Annotated in this window: 17 protein-coding genes; 10 read left to right on the top strand and 7 right to left on the bottom strand. The window is 71.2% G+C overall.

Annotated elements, in window-relative coordinates:
• Positions 1 to 60: 60 nt before the first annotated feature.
• From GGD88_RS00945 to GGD88_RS00960, 4 genes are all read left to right on the top strand, one after another.
• Positions 61 to 1,920, top strand: a complete 1,860-nt coding sequence (locus GGD88_RS00945) for a M3 family oligoendopeptidase (protein ID WP_184430951.1) — start codon at positions 61 to 63, stop codon at positions 1,918 to 1,920.
• A 4-nt stretch (positions 1,921 to 1,924) separates the two neighbouring features.
• A complete protein-coding gene (locus GGD88_RS00950) occupies positions 1,925 to 3,313 on the top strand; it encodes an ABC1 kinase family protein (protein ID WP_184430952.1) in 1,389 nt (462 codons plus the stop codon).
• A 215-nt stretch (positions 3,314 to 3,528) separates the two neighbouring features.
• On the top strand, positions 3,529 to 4,818 hold the full coding sequence (locus GGD88_RS00955; RefSeq protein WP_184430953.1) for a diguanylate cyclase domain-containing protein: 1,290 nt from the start codon (positions 3,529 to 3,531) through the stop codon (positions 4,816 to 4,818).
• A gap of 131 nt (positions 4,819 to 4,949) precedes the next feature.
• Positions 4,950 to 5,369: a response regulator gene (locus GGD88_RS00960; RefSeq protein ID WP_184430954.1), complete on the top strand. Its 420-nt coding sequence runs from the start codon at positions 4,950 to 4,952 to the stop codon at positions 5,367 to 5,369.
• Between the two features lie 118 nt (positions 5,370 to 5,487).
• Here the strand turns inward: GGD88_RS00960 and GGD88_RS00965 are convergent, their stop codons facing one another.
• Positions 5,488 to 6,156, bottom strand: a complete 669-nt coding sequence (locus GGD88_RS00965) for a TetR/AcrR family transcriptional regulator (RefSeq protein ID WP_184430955.1) — start codon at positions 6,154 to 6,156, stop codon at positions 5,488 to 5,490.
• 197 nt (positions 6,157 to 6,353) lie between these two features.
• Here GGD88_RS00965 and GGD88_RS00970 point away from each other — a divergent pair, with 197 nt between their 5' ends.
• Positions 6,354 to 7,550, top strand: a complete 1,197-nt coding sequence (locus tag GGD88_RS00970; protein ID WP_184430956.1) for an efflux RND transporter periplasmic adaptor subunit — start codon at positions 6,354 to 6,356, stop codon at positions 7,548 to 7,550.
• Between the two features lie 27 nt (positions 7,551 to 7,577).
• The gene (locus tag GGD88_RS00975) at positions 7,578 to 10,727 is read left to right on the top strand and encodes an efflux RND transporter permease subunit (protein WP_184430957.1); all 3,150 of its coding nucleotides are present in this window, start codon (positions 7,578 to 7,580) and stop codon (positions 10,725 to 10,727) included.
• Positions 10,728 to 10,793: 66 nt separating this feature from the next.
• On the opposite strand, the gene GGD88_RS00980 is transcribed toward GGD88_RS00975, so the two are convergent.
• Positions 10,794 to 11,546, bottom strand: a complete 753-nt coding sequence (locus tag GGD88_RS00980) for a response regulator (protein ID WP_343056173.1) — start codon at positions 11,544 to 11,546, stop codon at positions 10,794 to 10,796.
• Between the two features lie 445 nt (positions 11,547 to 11,991).
• Here GGD88_RS00980 and GGD88_RS00985 point away from each other — a divergent pair, with 445 nt between their 5' ends.
• The gene (locus GGD88_RS00985) at positions 11,992 to 12,861 is read left to right on the top strand and encodes a hypothetical protein (protein WP_184430959.1); all 870 of its coding nucleotides are present in this window, start codon (positions 11,992 to 11,994) and stop codon (positions 12,859 to 12,861) included.
• A gap of 16 nt (positions 12,862 to 12,877) precedes the next feature.
• On the opposite strand, the gene GGD88_RS00990 is transcribed toward GGD88_RS00985, so the two are convergent.
• From GGD88_RS00990 to GGD88_RS01005, 4 genes are all read right to left on the bottom strand, one after another.
• Complete coding sequence (locus GGD88_RS00990) at positions 12,878 to 14,329, bottom strand: extracellular solute-binding protein (protein ID WP_184430960.1); 1,452 nt, start codon at positions 14,327 to 14,329, stop codon at positions 12,878 to 12,880.
• Complete coding sequence (locus GGD88_RS00995) at positions 14,326 to 16,500, bottom strand: adenylate/guanylate cyclase domain-containing protein (protein ID WP_184430961.1); 2,175 nt, start codon at positions 16,498 to 16,500, stop codon at positions 14,326 to 14,328. Before GGD88_RS00995 ends, GGD88_RS00990 begins: the two co-directional genes overlap by 4 nt.
• A 168-nt stretch (positions 16,501 to 16,668) precedes the next feature.
• Positions 16,669 to 19,152 carry an HD domain-containing phosphohydrolase gene (locus GGD88_RS01000; RefSeq protein WP_184430962.1) on the bottom strand — a complete coding sequence of 828 codons (2,484 nt, stop codon included), beginning with the start codon at positions 19,150 to 19,152 and terminating at the stop codon, positions 16,669 to 16,671.
• Positions 19,149 to 19,991 carry a substrate-binding periplasmic protein gene (locus GGD88_RS01005; protein WP_184430963.1) on the bottom strand — a complete coding sequence of 281 codons (843 nt, stop codon included), beginning with the start codon at positions 19,989 to 19,991 and terminating at the stop codon, positions 19,149 to 19,151. Before GGD88_RS01005 ends, GGD88_RS01000 begins: the two co-directional genes overlap by 4 nt.
• A gap of 264 nt (positions 19,992 to 20,255) precedes the next feature.
• Between GGD88_RS01005 and GGD88_RS01010 the strand changes: the two genes are divergently transcribed.
• The 3 genes from GGD88_RS01010 (at position 20,256) to GGD88_RS01020 (ending at position 24,889) form a co-directional block, all read left to right on the top strand.
• Positions 20,256 to 22,526 (top strand): NADP-dependent malic enzyme, encoded by a 2,271-nt coding sequence (locus tag GGD88_RS01010; RefSeq protein ID WP_184430964.1) that lies wholly within the window; start codon positions 20,256 to 20,258, stop codon positions 22,524 to 22,526.
• Positions 22,527 to 22,634: 108 nt separating this feature from the next.
• Entirely contained in the window at positions 22,635 to 24,230 is a 1,596-nt protein-coding gene (locus GGD88_RS01015) for an ATP-binding protein (protein WP_184430965.1), read from the top strand.
• A gap of 95 nt (positions 24,231 to 24,325) precedes the next feature.
• Entirely contained in the window at positions 24,326 to 24,889 is a 564-nt protein-coding gene (locus GGD88_RS01020; protein ID WP_184430966.1) for a DJ-1/PfpI family protein, read from the top strand.
• A gap of 45 nt (positions 24,890 to 24,934) precedes the next feature.
• On the opposite strand, the gene GGD88_RS01025 is transcribed toward GGD88_RS01020, so the two are convergent.
• Positions 24,935 to 26,272, bottom strand: coding sequence for a glutamine synthetase family protein (locus GGD88_RS01025; protein ID WP_425502549.1), 1,338 nt, complete (start codon positions 26,270 to 26,272; stop codon positions 24,935 to 24,937).
• Positions 26,273 to 26,653 lie beyond the last annotated feature (381 nt).

Below are 26,653 nucleotides of genomic sequence, written 5' to 3' on the forward strand. Positions count from 1 at the left end.
TCACCTGTGGATCCGGCGCGGTCGGCACCCCATATCGCGTCCGTGCAAGGGAGGTAACGCATGCCCCGATCCGTTCCGACGCTTCCGACCCCCGACCGTCGTCCGCGCGCGCCGGAAGGCGGCGGCGCGCCGCCCGCGTCCCCCGCGGGCGCATCCGGCGAGACGCTGCCGGGCTGGGATCTGACCGACCTCTACGCCGGCGACGACGATCCCCGCCTCGCCGGCGACCTCGATGCGGCGATGACGGCCGCACACGGTTTCCGTGACCGTCACCTCGGTCATGTGGCGACGCTGGACGGCGCGGCCCTGGGCCGGGCGATCGCGGAATTCGAGGGCATCAGCGAGGTGCTGTTCCGGGTCATGTCCTATGCCCAACTGCGCCACGCCGCCGACCAGACCGACCCCGACATCGGTCGCTTCTACCAGGGGATCCAGGAGCGGGTGACCGACATCTCCGCTCATTTGCTGTTCTTCACGCTGGAGATCAACCAGCTCGACGAGAACGCCCTGGCGGACCGGATGGCGGCGCCGGAGACGGCGCACTACGGGCCGTGGCTGCGCGACCTGCGGGTGTTCCGCGACCACGAGCTGCCCGAGGCGATGGAGCGCCTGCTGCACGAGAAGGACGTCGCCGGCCGGGCCGCCTGGGTGCGGCTGTTCGACGAAACCCTGGCGCACCTGCGGTTCGACATCGACGGCCAGTCCCGCACCGTGACCGAGGCGCTGGACCAGCTCTCCGATACCGATCGTGCGCGCCGCCGCGCCGCCGGCAAGGCCATCGGCGCCGGGCTGGGCGCCCAGACCCGCCTGTTCGCGCATATCACCAACACCCTGGCCAAGGACAAGCAGATCGAGGACCACTGGCGCAACCACGATCATCCGATGGCCTCGCGCAACCTGGCCAACCACGTCGAGGACGCGGTGGTCGATGCGCTGGTGGGCGCGGTCAGGGAGTCCTACGCCGAAACGGCACATCGGTACTATGCCCTCAAGGCGCGCTGGTTCGGGCTCGATCGCCTGGCGTACTGGGACCGCAACGCGCCGCTGCCGGACGCTGAGGATCGCCGCTTCACCTGGTCGGAGGCGCGCGACGCCGTGCTCGGCGCCTACGGCGCGTTCAGCCCGCGGCTGGCGCAGGTCGGGCAGCGCTTTTTCGACAACGCCTGGATCGACGTGCCGCCGCGCCCCGGCAAGACCTCCGGCGCGTTCGCCCATCCCACCGTGCCGTCGGCGCATCCCTACCTGCTGCTCAACTTCATGGGCCGCACCCGCGACGTCATGACGCTGGCGCACGAGCTGGGCCACGGCGTCCATCAGGTGCTGGCCGCGCCGCGCGGTGCCTTGATGGCCGACACGCCGCTGACCCTGGCGGAGACGGCGTCGGTGTTCGGCGAGATGCTGACCTTCCGCGCCATGCTGGACGCCGAGACCGATCCCAAGCGGCGCCGCACCATGCTCGCCGGCAAGGTGGAGGACATGCTCAACACCGTGGTGCGCCAGATCGCGTTCCATGAGTTCGAGCGCCGGGTGCATCTGGAGCGGCGCGAGGGTGCGCTGTCCGAGGAACGCCTCAACGCCATCTGGATGGAGGTGCAGAGGGAAAGCCTGGGGCCGGCCTTTGCCTTCGACGACGAATACAAGGTCTACTGGACCTACATCCCGCACTTCATCCACACCCCGTTCTATGTGTACGCCTACGCCTTCGGCGACTGTCTGGTGAACAGCCTCTATGCCGTCTACCAGGCCGGCACGGTCGACGGCTTCCAGGACAAGTACCTGGAGATGCTGGCCGCCGGCGGCACGCTACGGCACCGCGAGTTGCTGGCCCCGTTCGGGCTGGACGCCAGCGATCCCGCGTTCTGGCGCCAGGGGCTGGGCGTGCTCAAGGGCTTCATCGACGAACTGGAGCAGATGGCCTGACACCATGGCGGAAAACAGCAGGCGTGAATCCAATAACCTGGGCGGGCGCGTTCGTCGCTACGCCCAGGTCTCGACCGCCATGAGCGGGTTCGCCGCGCGCGCCGCCGGCGAACGGTACCTGGGCATGAAGTTCGACAAGAGCCGGCAGGCCGAGGAACTGCGCGAGGCGCTGGGCGGCCTGAAGGGGCCGCTCATGAAGGTGGCGCAGATCCTGTCCACCATCCCGGAGGCGCTGCCCGAGGAGTTCACCCGCGAGCTGTCGCAGTTGCAGGCCGACGCCCCGCACATGGGCGGACCGTTCGTGCGCCGACGCATGAAGACCGAACTGGGGGCGGATTGGCGTGCCCGCTTCGGCGACTTCGACCTGACGGCCGCCGCCGCCGCCTCGCTCGGACAGGTCCATCGGGCCACCCTGCACGATGGCACCCGGCTGGCTTGCAAGCTGCAATACCCGGATATGGCGTCGGTGGTGGAGGCCGATCTGCGCCAGTTGCGCTGGATCATCACGCTCTATCGCCGCTACGACACGGCCATCGACCCCAGCGATATCCACGCCGAGATCGCCGAGCGCCTGCGTGAGGAACTGGACTACGGGCGCGAGGCGCGCAACATGGCGCTGTACCGGCACATGCTCCGCGACGTGCCGACGGTGCAGGTGCCGCGGGTCATCCCGGAGCTGTCCACCCACCGGCTGCTGACCATGACCTGGCTCGATGGCCAGCGACTTCTGTCCTTCGTCGATGCCCCGGCCGAGGTGCGCAACGCGATCGCCATGAACATGTTCCGGGCCTGGTACGTGCCGTTCTATGAATACGGCGTCATCCATGGCGATCCGCACCTGGGCAACTACACGGTCCGCGAAGACACCAGCATCAATCTTCTGGACTTTGGTGCGATCCGGGTCTTCCGGCCGATGTTCGTCAAAGGCGTGATTGACCTGTTCTTCGCGCTTCGCGATGATGACGATGAGCGGGCGGTGCATGCGTACGAGAACTGGGGCTTCACGAATCTTGATCGCGAACTGATCGAAGTCTTGAATCTGTGGGCTCGTTTCATCTATGCCCCTCTCATGGAGGATCGCACCCGGCGCATCCAGGAAACCAACGGCGGTCGCCAGGGTCGGTCGGTGGCCGAGGGGGTGCACGAGAAGTTGAAGCGGTTGGGCGGCGTCAAGCCGCCGCGCGAGTTCGTTCTGATGGACCGGGCCGCCATCGGTCTGGGGTCCGTCTTCCTGCACCTGAAGGCGGAGATCAACTGGCACCAGATGTTCCGGAATCTCATCGACGATTTCGACGTGGAGGCCCTGGCCGCCCGGCAGAGGGCGGCGCTGGAGGCGGCCGAACTCAACCTGGCCGACGAAGCCGGATCCGGGGAGACGCCCAAGACGGCGTAAAACCTGGACTTCTGATGCGCGTTTCGGTGGTGCCAGCCGCCGTTTCGTCTTGACCCCGCGCGGCGACTTGGCGTTCAGTAGCCGGTCTGAACCGCGCTTTCGGACTGTTTGTTCCCGTATCGCGGGGCTCCAAGGGGGCAGAGCGTCGCGGATCGGCCGTTGGGGGACGGCGGGTCCGGGTATCACACGGACGGGTTACGGCGGCACGCGGGATCATGGATGCGCACCAAGGCCTTACCTGCCTTTTGATCGAAGACAACGTGGCGGACGGGCGTCTGATCCAGTATCTCCTGGACGATGCGGACGGAGCCCCCCTGACCTTCACCCACGTCCGCACCCTGTCCCAGGCCCTGACGGTCCTGGCGCGCGAGTCCTATGACGTCATCCTGCTGGACCTGACGCTGCCCGATTCGGAGGGCCTGGTGACGCTGGAGACGGTGCACCGGGCCCGCGCCGACATCGCCATCGTGGTCCTGACCGGGATCGACGCCACCGATGTCGCCATCGGCGCGGTCCAGCGCGGCGCCCAGGACTATCTGGTGAAGGGGCGCGGCGACGGCCAGCTCATCAAGCGGTCGATCCTGTACGCCGTCGAGCGGCACCGCGCCAACCAGCGCCTCTTGCTGGCCGAGGCCGCCTTCCGCAACATCGACACCGGCATCATGGTGACCGATGCCGCCGGCAAGGTGGTGCGGGTCAACCCCGCCTTCTCGCGCGTCACGGGCTACGACGGCCACGAGATGGTCGGCGGTCAACCCAACGTGCTGCACGCCGGCGTGCACGAGCCGGCGTTCTACGATGAACTCTGGCACCAGTTGCGCGAGACCGGCGCCTGGGAAGGCGAGATCTGGAACCGGCGCAAGGACGGCAAAGTCTATCCCGAGTGGCTGCGCATCAACGTGGTCACCGACGAGAGCGGCGGCATCGCCGGCTACGTCGCCATCTTCAGCGACATCACCTTCCGCCGCCGGGCCGAGCAGGAGTTGTTGCGCCAGGCCACCACCGACCCCCTGACCGGCCTGGCCAACCGTCAGCTCTTCACCCGCCTGCTGACCAGCACGGTGGAACAGGCCACCCGCTATCAGCGCGACGCCGCCCTGCTGTTCCTGGACCTGGACGGCTTCAAGGCGGTCAACGACACCGCCGGGCACTCGACCGGGGACGCCGTGCTGCGCGAGATCGGCGGCCGGCTGCGCGGCGCCGTGCGCATCTCCGACGAGGTGGCGCGCCTGGGCGGCGACGAGTTCGTGGTCATCCTGCCCGAGGTGCGCGGCCGCGAGGCCGCCGCCGCGGTGGCCGAGAAGCTGTTGCAGGAGACCACCCGGCCGTTCGCCGAGGACCTGACCGGCATGCGCCTGACCGCGAGCATCGGCATCGCCATGATCCCCGACGATGGGGTCAGCTACGAGAGCTTGTTGCACGCCGCCGACGCCGCCATGTACCAGGCCAAGCGCGCCGGCAAGAATGCGATCCGCTTCTTCTCCGGTCACGCCGCGGCGTGCTAGAAGGCGGGACGGCCCGGCTGCGGGGGGACCCGGCTGCGGGGGGATACGGGGCTGGCCGGCCGCCATCCGGTTGCGGGAGGATCCCGCCGACCCAAGTCAACACATAACGCCTCAGGGGGTCCACGCGAACCATGGACATTCTGCTGGTCGAGGACAATCCGGGGGACGCGCGCCTGGCGGCCGAGGCCTTCAAGGAAGGCGGCAGCCAGACCCGGTTGCATGTGGTGCAGGACGGCATCGAAGCCATGGCCTTCCTGCGGGGGGAGGGGCGCTACGCCAGCATGCCGCGCCCCGATCTGGTGCTGCTCGATCTCAATCTGCCGCGCAAGGATGGCCGCGAGGTCCTGGCCGAGATCAAGCAGGATGCCGATCTCAAGCGCACGCCGGTGATCGTTCTCACCACGTCGCAGGCCGAATCCGACATCCTGCACGGCTACGAACTGCACGCGAACTGCTACATCGTCAAGCCGGTGGACTTCGACCGCTTCATCGAGGTGGTCAAGGGCATCGAGAGCTTCTGGCGCAACATGGCGCGCCTGCCCCCGCACTGAACGGGGGCGTCCCGGCCGGCGGCGGGGCCTCCAGCCGAGGGCGACACACCGGACTCGCAGCGCGATATCGGTGAGCCCCAACCTTTGGCTGTTACTCGTGCGGTGATCGCGATCCGCGCTAAGGCGCCGCGTCCGCTGCGCGGGTGCCGCCCAGGAAGATCCGGATCGCCCGGTCGAGGCGGGCATCGGCGGCGGCGGAGTCGTCCGGTGTGATGTCCGGGTCGATCAGGGGGTCCAGCGGGTCCTGGTAGGCCATGTCGAGCAGGATCATGGCCGCCTGCCAGGGGTCGTCGACCCGGATTTCCCCGGCCGCCGCGGCCCGGGTCAGCTCCTCGGCGACGATGCCGCGGGCGGCGCGCCAGCCCTCGCGCACGAAGGCACGCGCCAGCTCCGGATAGCGCGGCGCTTCCGCCACCATCGACCGCAGCACCGCCAGCCGCCGGCCCGACAGGCAGTGCTGGCCCTCCAGCCGCAACAGCAGGCGCAGCCGCTCGGCCAGCGGCAGCCCGTGCGCCTGCGGCGGCAGCGGGCGCACGACCGAGGCGCGCGCATGCCGTACCCAGGCCTCGAACAGGTGGTCACGGCCATCGTACAGCCCGTACAGCGTTCGCTTCGACATCCCGGCCGCGCGCGCGATGGCGTTCATGCTGACGCCCTGAAGGCCGACCTCGGAAATCACGGTCTCGACCGCATCGAAGATGCGCGCCGCGCGCGTCTCCGCGTCCAGCGCCGGCCGGCCGCGTCGGCCCGGGCGCATCTCCCCGGTGGCGTCCTGATCCATGGTCATGATGGTGTGTCGGGTCTCCCGTCGGCACAAGTCGCTTGCATCGGGCCAGGGTAGGGCGTATTTAGGAAACCGTCCAGTTTCCAAATTCCCGCGCGACCCGGCCCTGGTGTCCCATGCGGTCACCCAGGTCCCGGTCCCCAGGCTCAGTTCCCAGACTCGGCGGTGCGCCGCGACGCGCACCGCATGCGGAGTGGTCCATGATAGTCTCCCGCCGGCCCCGGGTCGCGTGCGCGCTGGTGCTCGCGATCGTGACGCTTTCCTGCATCCCGGCCGCCCTGGCCCAGGCGCCGCAGCAAGGCGGAGGCGAGCGCCCGCCCCCCACCGTCACCGTGGTGACCCTGGCCGCCCAGGATGTCACCCTGACCGCCGACCTGCCCGGGCGCGTGGTGGCCTCGGCGGTGGCCGAGGTGCGGCCGCAGGTGGACGGGATCATCATCGAACGCCTGTTCCACGAGGGCTCCGACGTCACCGTCGGCCAGCCCCTGTACCGGATCGACGATGCGACCTACGAAGCCCGCGTCGCCTCCGCCCGGGCCCAGGTGGCGCAGGCGCAGGCGGAGCTGCGCGCCGCCGAACGCGACGCCGACCGCCAGGGCGAGCTGGTGCGCCAGAAGGTCGCCAGCGTGCGCACCTATGACGAGGCGGTCGCCGCCCGCGACATGGCCGCCGCCGCCGTGCAGGTGGCCGAAGCAGCCCTCAACACGGCCCAGATCGACCTGGACCGGACCACCATCAAGGCGCCGCTCGACGGTGTCATCGGCCGGTCCCTGACCACCCAGGGCGCGCTGGTCACCAACGGACAGACGCAGCCCTTGGCGATCATCCGGACCATTGACCCGGTGTTGGTCGACGTCACCCAGTCGGCGGCCGAGATCCTGGCCTGGCGGCGCGGCCAGATGACCGAGGAGCGCGCCGCCACGGAGGCGCCGGTGACCCTGACCCTGGCCGACGGCGCGCGCTACGAGCACGTCGGCTCGCTGACCGCCGCCGAGCCCTACGTCAATGAGCAGACCGGGGTGGTGACCCTGCGCCTGGAGTTTCCGAACCCGGACCGCCTGCTGCTGCCCGGCATGTACGTGCGCGTCGCCATGCCCCAAGGCGTGGCCGAGACCGTGGTCCTGGCCCCCCAGGAGGGCGTGACCTACGACCGCCGCGGCCGCCCCACCGCCATGGTGGTTACGCCCGACAACCGCGTCGAACAGCGCACCCTGGAGGTGATCGCGGCGCGCGGGGCCGACTGGATCGTGCGCGCCGGCCTGTCCGAGGGCGACCGCCTGATCGTCGAAGGACTTCAGAAGGTGCGCCCCGGCGCCCCCGCCGTGCCGGAGGAACGCGCCGCCACCCCCGAGCCCGCCCCGGCCGGGTCGCCCGAGACCGCCGCCACCCGCCCCTGATCCGATCGCCCACCGGGAGCCCGCGTCATGGCCCGCTTTTTCATCGACCGCCCGGTGTTCGCCTGGGTGATCGCCATCATCATCATGGGCATCGGCGTGCTGTCGGTCCTGGCCTTGCCGGTGTCGCAGTACCCGGCCATCGCGCCGCCCACAGTCAGCGTCGCCGCGAACTACCCCGGCGCGTCGGCCGAGACCGTGGAGAGCACCGTCACCCAGGTCATCGAACAGCAGATGACCGGCCTCGACGGCCTGCGTTACCTGTCGTCCAGTTCGACCTCGGCGGGCACGGCCACCATCACCCTGACCTTCCGCACCGGCACCGACCCCGACATCGCTCAGGTGCAGGTCCAGAACAAGCTCAGTCAGGCCCAGCCGTTGCTGCCCGAGGTGGTGCAGCGCCAGGGCGTGACGGTGCAGAAGACGGCCGCCGGGTTCCTGATGGTGATCGGCCTGATCGCCGAGGACGGCGCCCTGACCCAGGTGGACCTGTCGGACTACCTGTCGTCCAACATCGTCGACGAGATCAGCCGCATCGACGGCGTCGGCGAGGTCGAGGTGTTCGGCTCGCCCTATGCCATGCGGATTTGGCTCGATCCGGAAAAGCTGGCCGCCTTCGAACTGGCGCCGTCCGACGTGGTGGCCGCGGTCTCGGCCCAGAACGCGCAGATCTCGGCGGGCCAGTTCGGCGCCCTGCCGGCGGTCGAGGGCCAGCAGCTCAACGCCACCATCACCGCCCAGTCGCTGTTGCAGACGCCGTTCGACTTCGAACAGGTCGTGGTCCGCGCCGAGACCGACGGCGGCCTGGTGCTGCTCAAGGACGTCGCCCGGGTCGAGATCGGCGCCGAGACCTATAACACCATCTCCCGCTACAACGGCCAGCCGGCGGCCGGCATGGCGCTGCGCCTGGCCAGCGGCGCCAACGCGCTCGACACCGCCGAGCGGGTCAAGGACCGGCTGGACGAACTGGCGCAGTTCTTCCCCGAGGGCGTCGTCTACACCATTCCCTACGACACCACGCCGTTCGTGAAGATCTCCATCGAGGAGGTGGTCAAGACCCTGTTCGAGGCCATCCTCCTGGTCTTCCTGGTGATGTACCTGTTCCTGGGCAACCTGCGCGCCACCCTGATCCCGACCCTGGCGGTGCCGGTGGTGCTGCTGGGCACGTTCGGGGTGCTGGCGGCGGCCGGGTTCACCATCAACACGCTGACCATGCTGGCGATGGTGCTGGCCATCGGCCTGCTGGTCGACGACGCCATCGTGGTGGTGGAGAACGTCGAACGCATCATGGAGGAGGAGGGCCTGAGCCCGCGCGAGGCCACCCGCAAGTCGATGGGCCAGATCACCGGCGCCCTGATCGGAATCGCGCTGGTGCTGTCGGCGGTGTTCGTGCCGATGGCCTTCTTCGGGGGCTCCACCGGGGTGATCTACCGGCAGTTCTCCATCGCCATCGTCTCGGCCATGGCGCTGTCGGTGCTGGTGGCCCTGACGCTGTCGCCGGCCTTGTGCGCCACCCTGCTGAAGGCCCGCGACACGCACCCGAAACGCGGGCCGCTGGCCTGGTTCAACCGCGGCTTCGGCGGACTGACGCGCGGCTATACCAAGGGCGTGGGCGGCATCGTGCGCCGGCCGCTGCGCATCGGCGTCATCTACCTGGCGCTGGTGGGCGGCATGGGCTGGCTGTTCTCCCAGACGCCGACCGGCTTTCTGCCGGACGAGGATCAGGGCATCCTGTTCACCCTGGTGCAGGCCCCGTCCGGCGCCACCGCAGAACGCACGCTCGACGTGATGAAGCGGATCGAGACCCATTTCAGCGAGGCCGAGCCGGAGACCGTCGAGTCGGTGTTCACCGTGGTGGGGTTCAGCTTCGCCGGTGTGGGGCAGAACGTCGGCATCGCCTTCGTGCGGCTGAAGGACTGGGACGAGCGGCCGTCGCCGGCGCAGAGCGTGCAGGCGGTGGCCGGGCGCGCCTTTGGCGCCCTCTCCCAGGTGCGCGACGCGCTCATCTTCCCGATCGTGCCGCCGTCGGTGATCGAACTGGGCAACGTCTCCGGTTTCGACTTCTACCTTCAGGCCCGCGGCGGCCAGACCCACGAAGAGCTTCTGGCGGCCCGGAACCAGCTCATGGGCATGGCCGCCGAGAGCCCGCTGATCGGCTCCATCCGCCCCAACGGCCTCCAGGACGCGGCCCAGTTCTCGCTCGATCTGGACTGGCGCAAGGCCGGCGCCATGGGGCTGACGGCGCAGGACGTGGCCAACCTGCTGGAGACCGCCTGGGCCGGGCGCTACGTCAACGACTTCCTGGATCGCGGCCGCATCAAGAAGGTCTACGTGCAGGGCGAGGCCGAGGCGCGGCGCACCCCGGAGGATATCGAGCGCTGGCGGGTGCGCAACGCCAGCGGCGGGCTGGTGCCGTTCTCCAACGTGGCCGAGGCCGGCTGGCGCTTCGGGCCGCAGGGCCTGTACCGCTACAACGGGGTGCCGGCGATGCAGTTGCAGGGCCAGCCGGTGCCCGGCGTGACGACCGGCGAGGCGATGGACGAGATCGAACGGCTGGCGGCGCAGTTGCCGCCCGGCTTCGACGTGGCCTGGACCGGCCTGTCGCTGGAGGAGCGCGAGACCGGCGGCCAGGCGCCGTTGCTGTACGCCCTGTCGCTGGCGGCGGTGTTCCTGTCGCTGGCGGCGCTCTACGAAAGCTGGGCGATCCCGGCGGCGGTGATGTTCGCCATGCCCATCGGGGTGCTGGGCGCGCTGGTGGCGGCCGCCATCGGCGGCTTCGCCAACGACGTCTTCTTCCAGGTTGGCCTGTTGACCACCATCGGCCTGACCGGCAAGAACGCGATTCTGATCGTGGAGTTCGCGCGCGCCCGCCAGGATGCCGGCGAGCCGCTGCTGGACGCCGTGGTCGAGGCGGCGCGCCAGCGCTTCCGGCCGATCATCATGACCTCGATGGCGTTCGGGCTGGGGGTGACCCCGCTGGTGTTGAGCAGCGGCGCGGGGGCGGCCGGGCGCAACGCCATCGGTTCGGGCGTGCTGGGCGGCACCATCGCCGCCACCGTGCTGGGTGTGCTGCTGGTGCCGCTGTTCTTCGTCGTCATCCGCCGGCTGACCCGGCGGACCGGCGCCAGCCGAACCGCCACCCCGGCCGAGCCGGTCGCGCCCGATACGCGCGCGACCTGATGGCGGGACGGCGGCGCCGGCCCGCCCGGCCGGGCCGGGGTGGTGCGGACGCGGGGAGGCGCCGCGTCACGGCTCGTCGGCGGTGATGTCGGCGGTGATGTCGGCGGTGAAGATGTAGCCGGCCCGATGGACGGTGACGATCAGGCGCGGCGCGGAGGGGTCATCCTCCAGCTTCTGGCGCAGGCGGCGCACCAGCACGTCGACGGTGCGTTCGGTCGGCTCGAACGCGCCCGGCCGATGGCCGGACAGAAGCTGCTGGCGGGTCAGCACCGCGCCCGCGTTGTCGACGAAGGTGGCCAGCAGGTCGAACTCGGCCCCGGTCAGGCGCAGTTCGTGGCCCTCGGGGGCGGTCTCCCGCACCGTGCGGGCGTGCAGGTCCATTTCCCAGCGGCCGAAGCGGCGGCGGCGGGCGGTCACGGGGCGTGCTGGCGCGCTGTCCATGCGGCGCAACAGGCCGCGCACCCGCATGACCAGTTCGGCCTCGTCCACCGGCTTGACGATGTAGTCGTCGGCCCCCCGCTCCAGCCCGGCGAGGCGGTCCTCGCGGCGGTCGCGCGCGGTGACCAGGATGACGCCCACATCCGACTGGCGGCGCAGGTCGCGCGTCAGGGTCAGGCCGTCCTTGCCCGGCATGGCGATGTCCAGCAGCACGACGCGCACCGGCTCGCGCGCCATCACGGCGGCCATGGCCCGCCCGTCGGCGGCGGTCACGACGCGCAGCCCGGCCGTCGTCAGGGCGGCGCCGAGGACGTCCCGCGTCAACGGATCATCGTCCACCACCAGGATGGTGGCGCGCTCCGCCGTCCGTCGATCCTCCACAGCCGCTCCCATGTCGTTGCGTGGTGTCGTGTGTGGTGTCTGCGCGCGACCCGCTGGCCCGGGGCTGGGGCGTGGGCCGCGGCCCGAGTCGCGGCGGCGCCCCCCGCCCGGGGCCCGCGACTCGGCATCGGGCGGGGCGTGAACCAGGCCCGCGCAAACCAAACCGGGCCGCCGAAGCACCACCGATTTTAGGCGCATTGTCGGGACAAGGGGAGTCCCAAAGAAGCGCTCGCGTTGTGCATCAACGTGTTGGAGACCTGGACAGGATCAGGCGCTGTGCTGGCGCCTGTCGTGCTCTTGGACTGCCCTTCAAAGGCGCGGTCAACACTGTTACACTGTGCTCCGAGATCGGACCAGGACCGGATGGACGTGGCCCTCGTTCGGGGCGCGCTCCCCTCTCCACCTCCAGACTCTCCACCTCCCACCTCCAGAAAGGAAGGGTGTGATGGCTGAATCCTTTGGAGCCGGTGGTCCCAGCGGGTCGAGCGGCCTGCTGTCGTCCACCATGCGGTCGATCGTCCGCCAGTCGGGTGATCCGCACGACCGTGACAGCCGCCGCGTTGAGGACGTGGTGGACCTGTCCCCCCTGGCCGCCCAGCGCCAGGAGACGCGCGGTCCGGTGGAACCGCCGGAGGCGTCCGACAGTCTGCGCAATCCGTCGTCGCATACGCCGCCGGCGGCGCGCCTGCGCGCCGACGACAAGGCGGACGAGGCCGACGAGGCCGAGGCGGCCGCCCGCGAGGCCCGCGCCGCCCAGCGCGAGGCCGACGGCGAGAACGTGGACGCGACGGCGGGGCCGGTCAACATCGGCATGGCGGCCGCCATCGCAATCGGCGTCCCGGAGATGGTGCGCCGCTTCGACACCAACGGCGACGAGCACCTGGACCAGGTCGAGCGCGAGCGGGCGCTGGAGACGGTGCAGACCGATACCGGGGTCCAGCGGGCCCGCGGCGGCGGCCCCCTGTTCGACCGCGTGCAGTTGGCGGAGGATGCTCCGCCCCGGGAGCAGGACGCCGGCGCCCCCGGTCAGGGCGAGACCGCCTACGCCGAGATGCAGGCGCGCCGGGCCGAATCGGCGCAGCGGCTCAGCGAGGCCGAGGCCAAGGCCGAGCGCGCCCGTGCCGAGCGTCTGGCGGCGCTGGACGAGCAGGCGGCCGATCGCGCCGCGGCGGCGGCGGCGCTGAGCGAGCCGGCTCCGCCTCAGGCGCCGGCATCCGCCCCGGCGTCCGCACCAGCCCCGGGGGCCGGCTCCGCCTATGCGCGCTCGGAGGACCTGGGTCAGCCCCATCCCACGCCGCGCGCCTTCAAGGCCTGAGCCTCACACGGCGCGGTCACTCCAGCAGGGCGCGCGCTTCGGCCTGGGCGGCGCGGGCCGCGGCCCGCGGGGCGGTCTCGCCGGCCAGCACGCGCGCAACCATGCGACCCAGCACCCGCTCGGCGTACAGCAGCCCGGCCCGAGGATCGGCGTAGGGCCGCCCGGCCGCTTCTGCCACCACGGTGGAGGCCGTCGACGGGACCCGGAGCGCGGCGCCGAACCGGCGCGTGACGTCGCGGCCGAAGGCACGGAACACGCCCAGCCGGTCGCGCATGAAGGCGTCGGTCTCCAGGATGCCCCGCACCAGCGGGATCATGCCGCCCGGCGCCATGTGCAGCCAGGCGATGTAGGCGTCGCGGCGGAACAGGAACAGCGCCAGCGAGCGCGCCGCCAGGCGTTCGGCCGGGTCCCCGACGCCGGTCAGCCCGAGTCCGTTGATGGAGGAGAACGCGCCGATGGCCCCCGGCGCGGCGCCGCCCAGCGTGGCGATGGGGGCCGTCTTCTCCACCAGCAGCGGGTCGAACGGTGCCCCGTCCAGGTCGGGGAAATGCGCCCCGGTCAATGAGTCCTGGGCCACGGCGGGCACCGCCAGGTCGTCCATCAGGAACGTGGAGTAGACCAGGAACGCCGCTCGCCCCTGAAGGTAGTAGTCGCGCGCCCGCCAGGTCAGGGCGCCGGGACCGGCGGCCCGGGCCAGATCGGCGTAGGCCTCCAGCGCGGCGACCATGGCCGGGGTGTCGAGCTGCGGCGCTCCGTCCGGTCCCACGGTGCCGGCCCCGTAGGCGCGGGCGATCATCATGAAACACTGCTGCGTGTAGAAGTCTCCCGTGGTGCCCAGGATGATGCCGCGCCGCCCGGCCGCCGGGTCGTGGAGCCGGTGGGCGGCGCGGCGCAGCGCGTCCACCGTCTGCGGCACCGGCTGGCCGAGGCTGTCCGCGAGCCAGTCGCGGCGCGCCCACACGATCTGCGGCCAGCCGTGGAACGGGATCGCCGCGAGGCGGCCGTCCGGCCGGCGCAGGGCGGCCAGGGCGCCGGTCTCGAACGTGGCGTCGCCCAGGGTCTGCACGACCCGGTGTCCATCGCGACTCAACAGGCCCAGCGTGTCCAGCGCCAGCAGCGTGTCGGCGCCGGTGTTGACAAGGTGCGGTATGGGGATCCGGCTGGCGGGATCATGCGCCGCGCGCAACCGCGCCACCACGTCCTCCTCCGCCACCGTCTCGATCACGACCGGCGGCTGACCGGCGAAGGCGGCCTGCACGTCGAGCAGGTAGCGGATCACCGTGACCCGGTCGGCGCCGCGTTCGGTGGTCCAGAAGCGGAGCTTGATCCCGGGCTCCGGCGGGTCCGTGCCGAGCGCCGACAGGGGCGCCGTGCCGGAGGGCTGGCCCTGCGCCCACCGTGGGGCGCCGCCCAGGACGGCGGCGCCGGCGGCGAGGCCGAGCAGGCGGCGGCGGCCGATGACGGTCATTTGCCCTCCATCCGTCGGACTTCGCTCCAGTGCACGGCGGCCTCGGGGTCACGGGCCAGTCCGTCGGCCAGGTCGCGGAAGCTGGCGGCCAGCGTGTCGTCCGGACGCGCCGCGGCCATTGCGGCGAAGGCGTCGCGGGCGCCCGCCCAGTCCCCCGCCCGGCGCAGCCGGTCCTGCGCCTCGGCCCAGCGGCGGGCGTAGTCGACCGTTGCGGCGTCGACCACGGCGGCCGGGTCGGCGCGCCCGCTGGCGGCGAGGTCGGCGTCCGGGTGCACGCCCATCAACTCGAACACACGGATTGGCGCGTGCGCGCCCTTGGGCACCACGTGGTCGATCTCGCGCAGGACGAAGCGGCCGGCGGCGCGGGTGGCGACGGGCTCGGACACCAGGATCTCGGTCCCGTAGACCTTGTTCAACCCCTCGATGCGGGAGGCCGTGTTCACGGCCGCCCCGATGGCCGAGTAGTCCATGCGGTCGGACGAGCCCAGGTTGCCCACCACGGCCTCGCCCACGTGCAGGCCGAAGCGGGTGCGGAAGACCGGAACGCCGCGCGCGGCCAGGCCGGCGTTGAACGCCGCCACCCGGTCGCGCGCCGCCAGCGCCCCCAGACACCCGAGGGTCACGTGGTCGTCGGTCGGGGTTGGCGCGTTCCACAACGCCATGACGGCATCGCCGATGAACTTGTCGATCACGCCGCCGTGGGCGTTGATCGCCGCCGTCATCTCCTCGAAATACAGCGAGGTGCGCACCATCAGGTCTTCGGGCGGCAGCGTCTCGGCGATGGTGGTGAAGTCGGCGATGTCGGTGAACAGCAGCGTGAGTTCGCGGCGCTGGCCGCCGGGTTCGGCCGAGCCGCCCGCGGCCAGGATCTGGCGCACCAGGTCCTTGGGCACGTACAGGCCGAAGGTGCGCAGCGACTCCTTCATCATGGTGTGGGCGCGGGCCAGATCGTGGATCTCGCGCACGATGGTCTGCACCCGCACGCCGTGATCGAGGTCGAGGCGCTGGACCCGCCCGGCATCCTCCGCCAGCAGCGCCAACGCCCGCGACATGCGCCGCGCCACCAGCCAGGTCAGCGGGATTCCCAGCAGCGCCACGGCGGCCGCGAACAGCAGGCTGTTGGCGATCAGCGTGTCGACCGGGCCGGTGAAGTCCGACAGCGGGGCCGCCATGGCGACCGCCAGGTCGCGCGTGCCCGGCATGGCGACGTCCATGCGCCGCACCAGCATGGGCTCTTGCGTCCCGGCCATTTCAACCACATGCACGTCGGTCGTCGCGGCGTCCGTGACCAGCGCGCGCGCGATCGCGGGATCCCCGAGGTCGCCGAGGGAGAGCGGCCGGCCGCGCACATACTCGGCGCCGGTGCGCAGGCCGTCGCGGTTCCGGTAGGCGATCACCTGGCCGTCGCTGGTCGCCACCAGCAGCCGGCCGTTGGGCGACAGGGTCTGCGCCGCCAGGAAGTCGGCGATCGAGGCCAGCGTCAGGTCGATGCCGAGCACCCCGGGCACGTTGCCGTCGAACGGCCGCGCCAGGGTGAGTCCGGGCAGGCCGAGACTGGCGAAGGTGTAGATGTCGGTCATGACCGTGGCCTTGGTGGCCCGGGCCTCCGCGTACCAGGGCCGCGCCCGCGGGTCGTAGCGCGGGTGCGCGTCGATGCGCGAGCCCAGCATCACCCGGTCGCGGTCCAGGAAGGTCCAGATCTGAAGCCGGTCGCCGCCCGGGCGCGGCAGGATGACGCGATGGATGAACCGGGTCTCCGGCGGCGCGCCGTGGGTCAGGCGGACCGTACGCGCCCGCACAAGGTCCTCGCGCGGCGAGGCGGCCCGCTCGGGGACCGCGATAAGCTGGTAGAAGCGGCCGTCGGCGTAGCCCATGTAGCCCGAGTACAGCGTGGGATAGGACTCCAGCGCCTGCATGATGTACCAGCCGGCGGAGTGGATCAGCAGATCGGGCGGGGTGGCGATCTCGGGCAGCGACGAGGACATTTCGGCCAGCACGGCGGCGGGCGAGAACAGGGTCTCGATGCGGTGCGCGACCTTGGCCGTCAGTTCGCGCGACAGCGCCCGGCCGGTGGCCTCGGCGACCGAGCGGCCCTGCACATAGGTGAAGCCGGTCAGGGCGAGCACGACCAACACCGTGATGGCGGCCATGATGGTGAACAGGTTGAGCACCAGCGGCAGATACCGGGGTGCGGTCTTCCCCCTCGGTGCGTCGGGGGGGCGGCTTTTCTGCGCGGTCGGTCGGGGCTGGGGCGGGCGTGTCGCCATGTCGGGTCAGGATCCATCGGGCGAGCGGACCCGGGCGTGCGGGCCCGGTCACGGCATCGGGCCGGCCGCGGCTCAGGATCGCCGCTGGTGGTGCCCGATGTCCACGGCGTCGAGCTGCTCGGGCAACAGGTAGGTCTCCGCGTAGTCCCTCCAGACGCCCGACCGCAGGAACAGGTCGAACAGGTCCGGGTCGATGTGGTCGCCGTCGCGCATCCGGCTCATGATGTGCAGGGCCTCCGACAGTGTCTTCGGCGGTTTGTACGGCCGGTCGGCCGCCGTCAGGGCTTCGAAGATGTCGGCGATGGCCATGATGCGCGCCGGGATCGACATGGTGCCACCCATGATGCCGCGTGGATAGCCGGTGCCGTCCATTTTTTCGTGATGACCGCCGGCGTATTCGGGGACCCGCCGGAGGTGCTTGGGCAACGGCAGGCTTTCCAGCATGACGATGGTCTGCACGATGTGGTCGTTGATCTTGAAGCGCTCCTCGTCGGTCAGCGTGCCGCGCCGGATGGTCAGGTTGTAAAGCTCGCCAAAGTTGAACTGCCGTTCCGGCGCGACCATCGTGAAGCCGCGCGGATCGTTCTCGGTGATCGGCCGGACACCGCCCGGCCACTCCACCACGTGTTCGGGCTTGTCGTCGAGCAGGCGTTCCTCGGCCGGTAGGGGGCGCGGCGGGATGTGGTCCAGCCGCTCCAGCTCGGCGTGGGACAGGCCCAGGCGGTCGTCGAAGTGCCGCGTCCAGGTCTGCGCCGCGATGGCCTCCAGGCGGGCGACCTGATCGTCGCCCAGGGATTCGCCGCCGACGTTGCAGGTCGCCACGAACGCGAACTCGTCCTGCAACCGGGCCTGGGCGCGGGCGCGCTCGGCGGCCGCGGCCTCCGGGTCGGCGCCGGCCAGCAGGGCGCGGCATTCCGCGATCTCGGCGTCGCGCCACAGGATTTCGAAGCGGGTCCGGATCTCATGGATGCGGTTGCAGAGGGTCTCCAGCTTGGTGGCTTTGTCCACGACGTATTCCGGGCTGGTGACCTTGCCGCAGTCGTGCAGCCAACTGGCGATGTGCAGTTCGTACCACTCCTCCTCGGTCAGGTCGAAGTCGGCGAAGGCGGTGCGGTCGGCGCAGGCCGCCTCGGTCAGCATGCGGGTCAACTCCGGCACCCGCGAGCAGTGGCCGCCGGTGTACGGCGACTTGGCGTCGATGGCGCCGGCCATCAGTTCGATGAAGGCATCCAGAAGCTTGCGCTGGCTTTCCAGCAGGACCTGGTTCTCCAGGGCGACGCCGGCCTGGGCCGCCAGCGACTGCGCCACGCCGGCGTCGGCGGCGTTGAACGGCCGCACGGTGCCCGTGTCCCGGTCGGTCGCGTTGATGAGTTGCAGCACGCCGGTGACGTCGCCGCGCCGGTTCCTCAGCGGGACCGCGAGGACCGACGTGGTCCGGTAGCCGTGGGCGGCATCGAAGGCGCGCGGGCCGGTGAAGTCGAACGCCGCGCTGTCGTAGACATCGGGGATGTTGACCGTCTCGCCGGTCAGGGCGGCGTGGGTGGCGAGGTTGGCGTGGTTCGGCGCGCCGTCCGGATGGTGCAGCGGCAGCGGCGCGAACGGGATCTCCTCGCCCTCCTCGCCGCCAAGGTGGATGGCGAGGCTGGCGTTGAGCATGATCGCGAAGTCCAGGCGATCGGCCTCTTCGTTCAGCAGGTAGAGCGTGCCGCCGTCGGTGTGGCACAGGTCCGAGGCGGCGCGCAGCGCGGTCTCGACCAGCCGGCGCGGACTGCGTTCGGAGCCCATGCGAATGCCCAGGTCCACCAGTCGGCGGCGGGCCTCTTCCAGGGTGGTCCGCCGGCGTTCCATGGCGTTGAAGGCGTCGATGACCTCCCCCAGTTCGTCGCGGCTCTGGTGCGGTACCCGGCGGCCCGACGGGCGCGTCGGGTCGGCCACCATGGCCGCCCGCAGGCGCTGCAACGGCCGGAACACCAGGCGACTCGTGGTCACCTCGACAAGGGCGATCAGCACGCCCATGACCACCAGGATGGTCAGCAGATCGGTCAGCAGCGCCCGTTGCAGCGCCGCCAGGACGCGGGCATCGTCGAAGGCGACCCGCAGCACACCCAACTCGATCCGCTCGCCCGGCGCGGCATGAACCAGCGCCGCGGTCCGGTGCAGGCGTGCGTCGGGGTCGAACGCCGCCACGTCGCCGGCCTGGGCCACGACGCGGCCGCCCGCCTCGCGTACCTCCAGCGCCCGCAGGTCGGGATGGCTGGCCATGGCCTGGACCAGTGTCCGGGTCATGGCGTCGTCGAAGGCCCACATCGGCGCCGCCAGGATGGGGGCATTGGTGGTCACGAAGGTGTCGAGGCGCTGTCGCAGTTGGTCGAGCGCATGGCTGTAGGCGCGCCATTCCAGCACCGCAAACAGCGTCATCAACACCAGCATCAGCACCGGGACGTAGATGCCCAGCAGCTTCAGGCGCAACGACTGGACCCGCGGCGGTTCGGGCGGCGTTGGCGCCTTGTCCGCTCCGGGCTCGGGAGCCGCGTCCGGCGGCCGGCCGTTTTTCACCGTCCGTCCTCCGCCAGCGCCGCCAGGGCGGTGTTGATGCGCGCGATGGTCCCGGCCCCGACGGAGCGGCTGCACAGCAGGTGGCGGCTGTTGCCCGGCGGCATGTCCGGCAGCGACACCGTGGCCAGATCGCCGCCCGCCACGCCGAACGCGTCGATCACGGCGTCGCCCTCCTCGGCCGCCACGATCATGTAATCGAAGCGCCGCCCCAGCAGCATGCGGACCAGCCCCGTGTCATCCTGGGAGACCGTCGTGCGCGGCGGGTCGGCGCCCGCGATGGCGGCATCCAGCGCGGGGCCGTAGGAGTAGCCGAGCTTGGTACCCAGGCGCAGGGTCGGGTCGGCCAGCAGCGCGCGCACCGTGCCATGGGACAGCACGGCCCCATTGTCCGCGCGCGTCAGGACGACCTGGGGCCGGTCCCGATAGACCGGCGCCGTGAACAGGCCGAGGGACTCCCGCGATGCGGTCCGGAACCAGCCCACCGCGCACACCGGCCCCCGATCCGCCGCCACCGTGCGCAGGTGTCCGTTGGGCGGCAGCAGGCGCCAGGTGAACGGGACGCCGGCGGCCTCCAGGGCGCGCGCCACCCGTCCCGCGACCAGGCCGGTGTAGCCGCCGGCGGGCACCGGCTCATAATAGGGTGGGCGGTTGAACACCAGCAGGGTGATGGGGTCGACGCGGCCGGCGGACGCGTCCGCCGGGGTCGGGGCGTCGGGCGACCCGGTCCTCACCTCGGCCGCCGCCACGGCGGCGACGTGGCCACCGGCGGTCACGGCCGCCGCGACCGCCACGGACCGGACCCAGCGGGACAGATGGCGCACGGGAGAGCGGGTCGTCATGGGCACGCACTCGAGATCTCGCCAGGGCGCCTACCCTAGCATGGTCAACGACTCCCGACACGGGGGAAGTGTACGGCGGGGCCGGATCGCGAAAGGCGTCGCGCACCGCCGGAATTCCCCCCTGGGCAGATGCGGCGTGAGCGGGCATGATGGGGCCTCTCCCGGATTGTTACGGCCCGCAGGCGACGCCGGATGCGATACCCGCCGTTGGGCGCGCCACGGCCCGGGATCTGTTTTCTCTCTCACCAGGCGAACGCGACAGGCATGGACGAGCCCCGACCCTCCACCACTCTCGAACGCGAGGCGCTGCTGATGCACGCCTCCGGCCGCCCCGGCAAGATCGAGATCACCCCCACCAAGCCGCTCACCACCCAGCGCGACCTGTCGCTGGCGTACTCGCCCGGCGTGGCCGCGCCCTGTCTGGAGATCGCGCACGACCCGTCGACGGGCTACGACTATACCGCGCGCGGCAACATGGTGGCGGTGATCTCCAACGGCACCGCGGTGCTGGGGCTCGGCGATCTGGGGGCGCTGGCCTCCAAGCCGGTGATGGAAGGCAAGGCGGTCCTGTTCAAGAAGTTCGCCGATATCGACGCGCTCGACCTGGAGGTCGATACCCGCGACGTCGACGAATTCGTCAACTGCGTGCGCTTCCTCGGCCCGACCTTCGGCGGGATCAACCTGGAAGACATCAAGGCGCCCGAGTGCTTCATCATCGAACAGCGCCTGAAGGAGCTGATGAGCATTCCGGTGTTCCACGACGACCAGCACGGCACCGCCATCATCGTCGCCGCCGGCCTGATCAACGCCTGCCACCTGACCGGGCGCGACCTGAGCGACCTGACGGTCGTGATCAACGGCGCCGGCGCCGCCGGCATCGCCTGCGCGGAGCTGGTCAAGTTCATGGGCGTGCCGCACGCCAACGTGCTGCTGTGCGACACCAAGGGGGTGATCCACAAGGACCGCCAGGACCTCAACCAGTGGAAATCCGCCCACGCGGTGGAGACCGAGCGGCGCACTCTGGCGGAGGCGCTGTCCGGCGCGGACGCCTTCCTCGGGCTGTCCGTGAAGGGGGCCGTCACGCCCGAGATGGTCGCCACCATGGCCGACAAGCCGCTCATCTTCGCCATGGCCAACCCGGATCCGGAGATCACGCCGGAGGAGGTGGCGACCGTGCGCACCGACGCCATCATGGCCACCGGGCGCTCCGACTACCCCAACCAGATCAACAACGTGCTGGGCTTCCCCTACATCTTCCGGGGGGCGCTCGACGTGCGGGCGCGCAGCATCAACATGGAGATGAAGGTGGCCGCCGCCCGCGCCATCGCCCAGCTTGCGCGCGAGGACGTGCCCGACGAGGTGGCCGCCGCCTACAGCGGCCGACGGCTGCGCTACGGCCCCGAATACATCATTCCGGTGCCGTTCGACCCGCGCATGATCTTCGCCATTCCGACGGCGGTGGCGCGCGCGGCCATGGAGACCGGCGTGGCCACCATGCCGATCGTCGACATGGACGCCTACCGCCAGGCCCTGTCGGCGCGCCTGGATCCGACCGTGGCCTCCCTTCAGGCGATCCACAACGAGGTCGCCAACCAGCCCCAGCGGGTGGTGTTCGCCGAAGGCGAGGAGGAGAAGTCGATCCGCGCCGCCGTCGCCTTCCGCAACGGCGGCTACGGCACGCCCATCCTGGTGGGCCGCGAGGACCGCATCGCCGAGGCGGTCAAACGGCTCGGTCTCGGGGGGCTGGACGGCATCGAAGTCTACAATGCCCGCGTGTCCTACCACAACAAGAGCTACACGGATTACATCTATGGGCGCATGAACCGCCGCGGCGCCCTGTATCGCGACGCCCAGCGCTGGGTGAACCAGGACCGCAACGTGTTCGGCGCCTGCATGGTGGCGCTGGGCGACGCCGACGCCATGGTCACGGGCCTGACCCGGCACCAGCACCACGTCGTGGATCAGATCGCCATGTGCATCGACCCGACGCCGGGCGACCGCGTCCTGGGGCTGACCATGGTGGTGGCGCGCGGGCGCACGGTGTTCATCGCCGACACCACGGTGCATGAGGCGCCGACCGCCGAGGAGATGGCCGATATCGCGCAGCAGGCGGCCCGCAAGGCGCGCCAGCTCGGCCACGAACCCAGGGTGGCGCTGCTGTCGTATTCTACCTTCGGGGCGCCGGAGGGGGCGAACCCGATCGTGACCCGCGAGGCCGTGCGCATCCTGGACGCCCGCAACCCGGACTTCGAGTACGAGGGCGAGATGGGGGCCCACGTAGCCCTCGACGCCGAGCTGATGAAGCTCTACCCGTTCTCCCGGCTGTCGGGTCCGGCCAACGTGCTGGTCATGCCCGGACTCAACTCCGCCAACATTTCATACAAGCTTCTCCAAAAACTCGGCGGCGGTACGATCATCGGACCTATGCTGCTGGGGCTGTCCAGGCCGGTGCAGATGACCGCCATGGACGCCACCGTCTCCGACATGGTGCACATGGCGGTGATGGCGGCCCATGACGCGCTGCGGCGGGGCTGATCCGGCCCCCGTCCCCGGGCGCTGGACGGTGGCGCGCGGGGTGGCGGCGGTGGGCGCTCACCCGGCGCCGTCATTCGGCGCGATCACCCGGCGAGGGGAGCCCCAACCATGGTCCACGGTGTCGGCGGCGGTGCGCCGCGCCTGACGTTCGGCCGTCTGCTGGCGGCCGCCGTGCTGCTGTCCGCGCCCGGCATCCTGGCGGTGCTGGCCCTGGCCGGCGGCGGCTGGCTGACGCCGTGGTGGCTGGTCCTGCCCCTGCTGCCGGCGCTGGTGGGGGCGACGCTGCTGCTGGTGCGTCCCTACCTCCAGGACCTGCTGGCCGTCGAGCGCACGGCGCGGGCGCTGGCCGCGGCGCAGGGCCGGCCCCCGGGCACGCCGGAGATCGTCTATTCCCGCCTGGCGCGCGGCCAGATGACCGCGGTCCAGGCGCTGCGCCGGACCTGCGACCGGCGCATCGCGGCGCTGGCGGCGCGCGCCGACTCCGACGCCCTGGTGGTCGAAAGCCTGCCCGACCCGATCCTGCTGATCGACGCCGGCGGCACGGTGACCCGGGTCAACGCCGCCGCCCGCGCCCTGTTCGGCCGCGACGGCCGGGGCCGGCCGCTGACTCTGTTGATGCGGGATCCGGCGGTCCTGGGCGCCGCCGACGCGGTGCTGGCCGGCGGCGCCGGCCGCACCATCCAGGTCGCCCTGCCGGGCGCGGTGGAACAGGAGTGGGAGGTGCGGGTCGGCCCGCTGCCGCAGCGCGACCGCGAGGGCGCCGAGGCCATGATCACCCTGCACGATGTCACCAAGCTGGTCCGGCTGGAGCGCATGCGCGCCGACTTCGTGGCCAACGCCAGCCATGAACTGCGCACCCCGCTGTCCAGCCTGGTCGGCTTCGTCGAGACCCTGATGGGGCCGGCGCGCGACGACGCGGCGGCGCACGAGCGCTTCCTGCCGATCATGCTGGAGCAGGGCCGGCGCATGCAGCGGCTGGTCGAGGACCTGCTGTCGCTGTCGCGCATCGAGATGAACGAGCACAGCCCGCCCACCGGCACCGTGCATCTGCCGGACGTCATCCGCGGCCTCGCCTCCGGGCTGGAGCTGAAGTGCCAGGACAAGGGCATGCGTATCGTGCGCGACCTGGCCGAGGACCTGCCGCCCGTGACCGGCGAGGTCGATCAGGTCGGGCAGGTGTTCCAGAACCTGCTCGACAACGCCATCAAGTACGGCCGCCCCAACACCGAGATCCGGGTCACCGGCGCGGTGGTGGCGCACGGTCCGGCGGCCATGCCGGGGCCGCGTCGCGGGCCGTGCCTGCGGGTGTCGGTGCACGACCAGGGCGAGGGCATCGCGCGCGAGCACCTGCCGCGCCTGACCGAGCGCTTCTACCGCGTCGATCGCGCCCGCTCGCGCCAGATGGGCGGCACCGGGCTGGGGCTGGCGATCGTCAAGCACGTGCTGGCCCGCCACCGCGGCGTGCTGGTGCCGGAAAGCGTGGTGGGCGAGGGCGCCGCGTTCCACGTCTACCTGCCATTGGCCCCCGGGGGCACTCCGGGTGGCACTCCGGGGGGCACTCCGGGGGGCGCTCCGGGGGACACCCGCCCCGCGCCGTCCGAGGTCCCCCCGCCGGCGATGGCCGGCGACGGCGAGCCCATGCCGGCGACGGCCGGCGACGGCGAGCCCATGCCGTCGGCCGGGTCGGAGGACGCCCTGCACTGAGCCCAGCCCGCCTTGCGTTTCGCGCCGGCCCGGCGTGCGGTATGGTCGGCGTCGGGACGCATCCACGGCCCCCAGCAACGACGAGGGAGGACACCATGGCCCACACGATCCTGATGATCACCGGCGACTACACCGAGGACTACGAGACCATGGTGCCGTTCCAGGCCCTGGCGGCCTGCGGCTTCACGGTCCATGCCGTCTGCCCGGACAAGGCCGCCGGCGACACCTGCCCGACCGCCATCCACGACTTCGAGGGCGACCAGACCTACAGCGAGAAGCGCGGCCACACCTTCACCCTGAACGCCACCTTTGCGGAGGTGAACCCGGCCGACTACGACGGTCTGGTGCTGCCGGGCGGGCGCGCGCCGGAGTACCTGCGGCTCAACCCGGCGGTGCTCGATATGGTGCGGCACTTCTTCGAGGCCGACAAGCCGGTGGCCGCCATCTGCCACGGCGCCCAGATCCTGACCGCCGCCGGGGTCCTGGACGGGCGCATCTGCTCGGCCTACCCGGCCTGCGCGCCCGAGGTGCGCCGCGCCGGCGGCCAGTACGCCGAGATCGCCGTGGACGACGCGGTGACGGACGGCAAGCTGGTGACGGCGCCGGCCTGGCCCGCGCATCCGGCCTGGCTGCGCCAGTTCATGGCCCTGTTCCCGTAGGAAGGACGGGCGGGGCGCGCCCGCCGTGGGCCGATCCTGGCGGGATTACACGTTCAGCAGCAGGTATTCCCGTTCCCAGCTCGAAATCACGTGCTGGTAGGCGTCCCACTCGGCCCACTTCACGCTGGTCAGCACCCGGCTGAAGTCCTCGCCCAGCACCTCCTGGAGGGCGCGGGCGCGGGTGAAGCGTTCGATCGCGTCGGGCAGATGGCGCGGCAACGCGTGCGCCCGCGAATAGGCGCTGCCCTTGATGGGCCGGCTCGGCTCCTGTTGCTCGATCATGCCCAGGTAGCCGCAGGCCAGCGACGCCGCGACCGCCAGATAGGGGTTGGCGTCGGCGCCCGACAGCCGGTTCTCGACCCGCCGGCTGCCGGCGTCCGAGAACGGCACCCGCAGCGAGACGGTGCGGTTGTCGTAGCCCCAGTGCATGTTGATGGGGGCGCCCCAGTCCGGCACCAGCCGGCGGTAGCTGTTGACGTTGGGCGCCAGCAGCAGCATGGCCTCGGGCAGGTGGCGTTGCAGCCCGGCGATGTGCCAGCGGAACAGGTCGCTGTCCTCGCCCGCCGCGTCGGCGAACAGGTTGCGGCCCTCGGCGTCCACGATCGACTGGTGGATGTGCATGGCCGAGCCGGGCTGGCCCTCCAGCGGTTTCGCCATGAAGGTGGCGTAGACCTTGTGGGTCAGGGCCGCCTGGCGCACCGTGCGCTTGAACAGGAACACCTGGTCGGCCAGCGCCAGCGGGTCGCCGTGGTTGAAGTTGATTTCCATCTGCGCGGCCCCTGCCTCGTGGTGCAGGGTGTCCACGTCCAGGCCCTGGGCCTCGCAGTGGTCGTAGATGTCCTCGAACAGCGGGTCGAACTCGTTGACGGCGTCGATGCCGTAGGCCTGGCTGCCGGTCTCGGCCCGGCCCGAGCGACCCATGGGCGGCTCCAGCGGGTAGTCCGGGTCGTCGTTCATCTTGACCAGGAAGAACTCCAGCTCCGGCGCCACGATGGGATGCCAGCCGCGCGATTCGTACAGCGCGAGGACCCGCTTGAGCACGTGGCGCGGCGCCGCCGCCACCGGCCCGCCCGAGCGGTAGACGCAATCGGTGATGACCTGGGCGGTGGGTTCCTCGTACCACGGCACCATGCGCACGGTGGTCGGGTCGGGCACCAGGAAGATGTCGCGGTCCTCGATGTTGATCGGGTCGTCCTCGGGGTAGGCCCCGGTCACCGTCTGGATGAACACCGATTCCGGCAGCCGCAGCCCCTTGTCCCGCAGGCTTGAGAGAAACTTGTGCGCGGGCAGGATCTTGCCGCGCGGGATGCCGGACAGGTCGGCGACCATGCATTCGACCTCGGTGATGCCGCGCACCCGCACCCACTGTTCCAGCCCGGCCAGGTCCCCCGGTCCCGGCCGGTCGTCCGGCGGTCCCGGATCGACGGGAGGGGCGGGCGCGGTGCGTGGGCTGTCGGGCGCGCTTTGGGGGGCGCGATCGGGGGCGGCGGGAGGCGGGGTCACGGGCGATCCTGCGCAAGACGGGATGGGCGCGCCGGCACGGCGGCCCTGGATCGGACTCTACCGGCTCCCGGCGCGGGCGCAAGGCCCACCCTACCGTCGCGCGATTCGGTCCCACCAGACCGTCGCGCAGTGCGTTTCACCCCGCCGGCCGGTCGAGGTACACTGGCAGGGCTCCGAATCCAGGTTACGGGATTTTCATGTTCAGGATTTGGGCGAGGTAGTTTGTGTCCCATGCGGCGCGTTTGCGTCTGGTCTTGAGGG

The organism is Roseospira goensis (assembly GCF_014197795.1).
Taxonomy (GTDB): domain Bacteria; phylum Pseudomonadota; class Alphaproteobacteria; order Rhodospirillales; family Rhodospirillaceae; genus Rhodospira; species Rhodospira goensis.

What these genes read in the sequence shown, in the direction of transcription:
- GGD88_RS00965 (WP_184430955.1), bottom strand. Translation starts at nt 6,156, where the DNA reads ATGACCATGGATCAGGACGCCACCGGGGAGATGCGCCCGGGCCGACGC.
- GGD88_RS00950 (WP_184430952.1), top strand. Translation starts at nt 1,925, where the DNA reads ATGGCGGAAAACAGCAGGCGTGAATCCAATAACCTGGGCGGGCGCGTT.
- GGD88_RS00985 (WP_184430959.1), top strand. Translation starts at nt 11,992, where the DNA reads ATGGCTGAATCCTTTGGAGCCGGTGGTCCCAGCGGGTCGAGCGGCCTG.
- GGD88_RS00955 (WP_184430953.1), top strand. Translation starts at nt 3,529, where the DNA reads ATGGATGCGCACCAAGGCCTTACCTGCCTTTTGATCGAAGACAACGTG.
- GGD88_RS00945 (WP_184430951.1), top strand. Translation starts at nt 61, where the DNA reads ATGCCCCGATCCGTTCCGACGCTTCCGACCCCCGACCGTCGTCCGCGC.
- GGD88_RS00960 (WP_184430954.1), top strand. Translation starts at nt 4,950, where the DNA reads ATGGACATTCTGCTGGTCGAGGACAATCCGGGGGACGCGCGCCTGGCG.
- GGD88_RS01005 (WP_184430963.1), bottom strand. Translation starts at nt 19,991, where the DNA reads ATGACGACCCGCTCTCCCGTGCGCCATCTGTCCCGCTGGGTCCGGTCC.
- GGD88_RS00970 (WP_184430956.1), top strand. Translation starts at nt 6,354, where the DNA reads ATGATAGTCTCCCGCCGGCCCCGGGTCGCGTGCGCGCTGGTGCTCGCG.
- GGD88_RS00990 (WP_184430960.1), bottom strand. Translation starts at nt 14,329, where the DNA reads ATGACCGTCATCGGCCGCCGCCGCCTGCTCGGCCTCGCCGCCGGCGCC.
- GGD88_RS01015 (WP_184430965.1), top strand. Translation starts at nt 22,635, where the DNA reads ATGGTCCACGGTGTCGGCGGCGGTGCGCCGCGCCTGACGTTCGGCCGT.
- GGD88_RS00975 (WP_184430957.1), top strand. Translation starts at nt 7,578, where the DNA reads ATGGCCCGCTTTTTCATCGACCGCCCGGTGTTCGCCTGGGTGATCGCC.
- GGD88_RS01020 (WP_184430966.1), top strand. Translation starts at nt 24,326, where the DNA reads ATGGCCCACACGATCCTGATGATCACCGGCGACTACACCGAGGACTAC.
- GGD88_RS01010 (WP_184430964.1), top strand. Translation starts at nt 20,256, where the DNA reads ATGGACGAGCCCCGACCCTCCACCACTCTCGAACGCGAGGCGCTGCTG.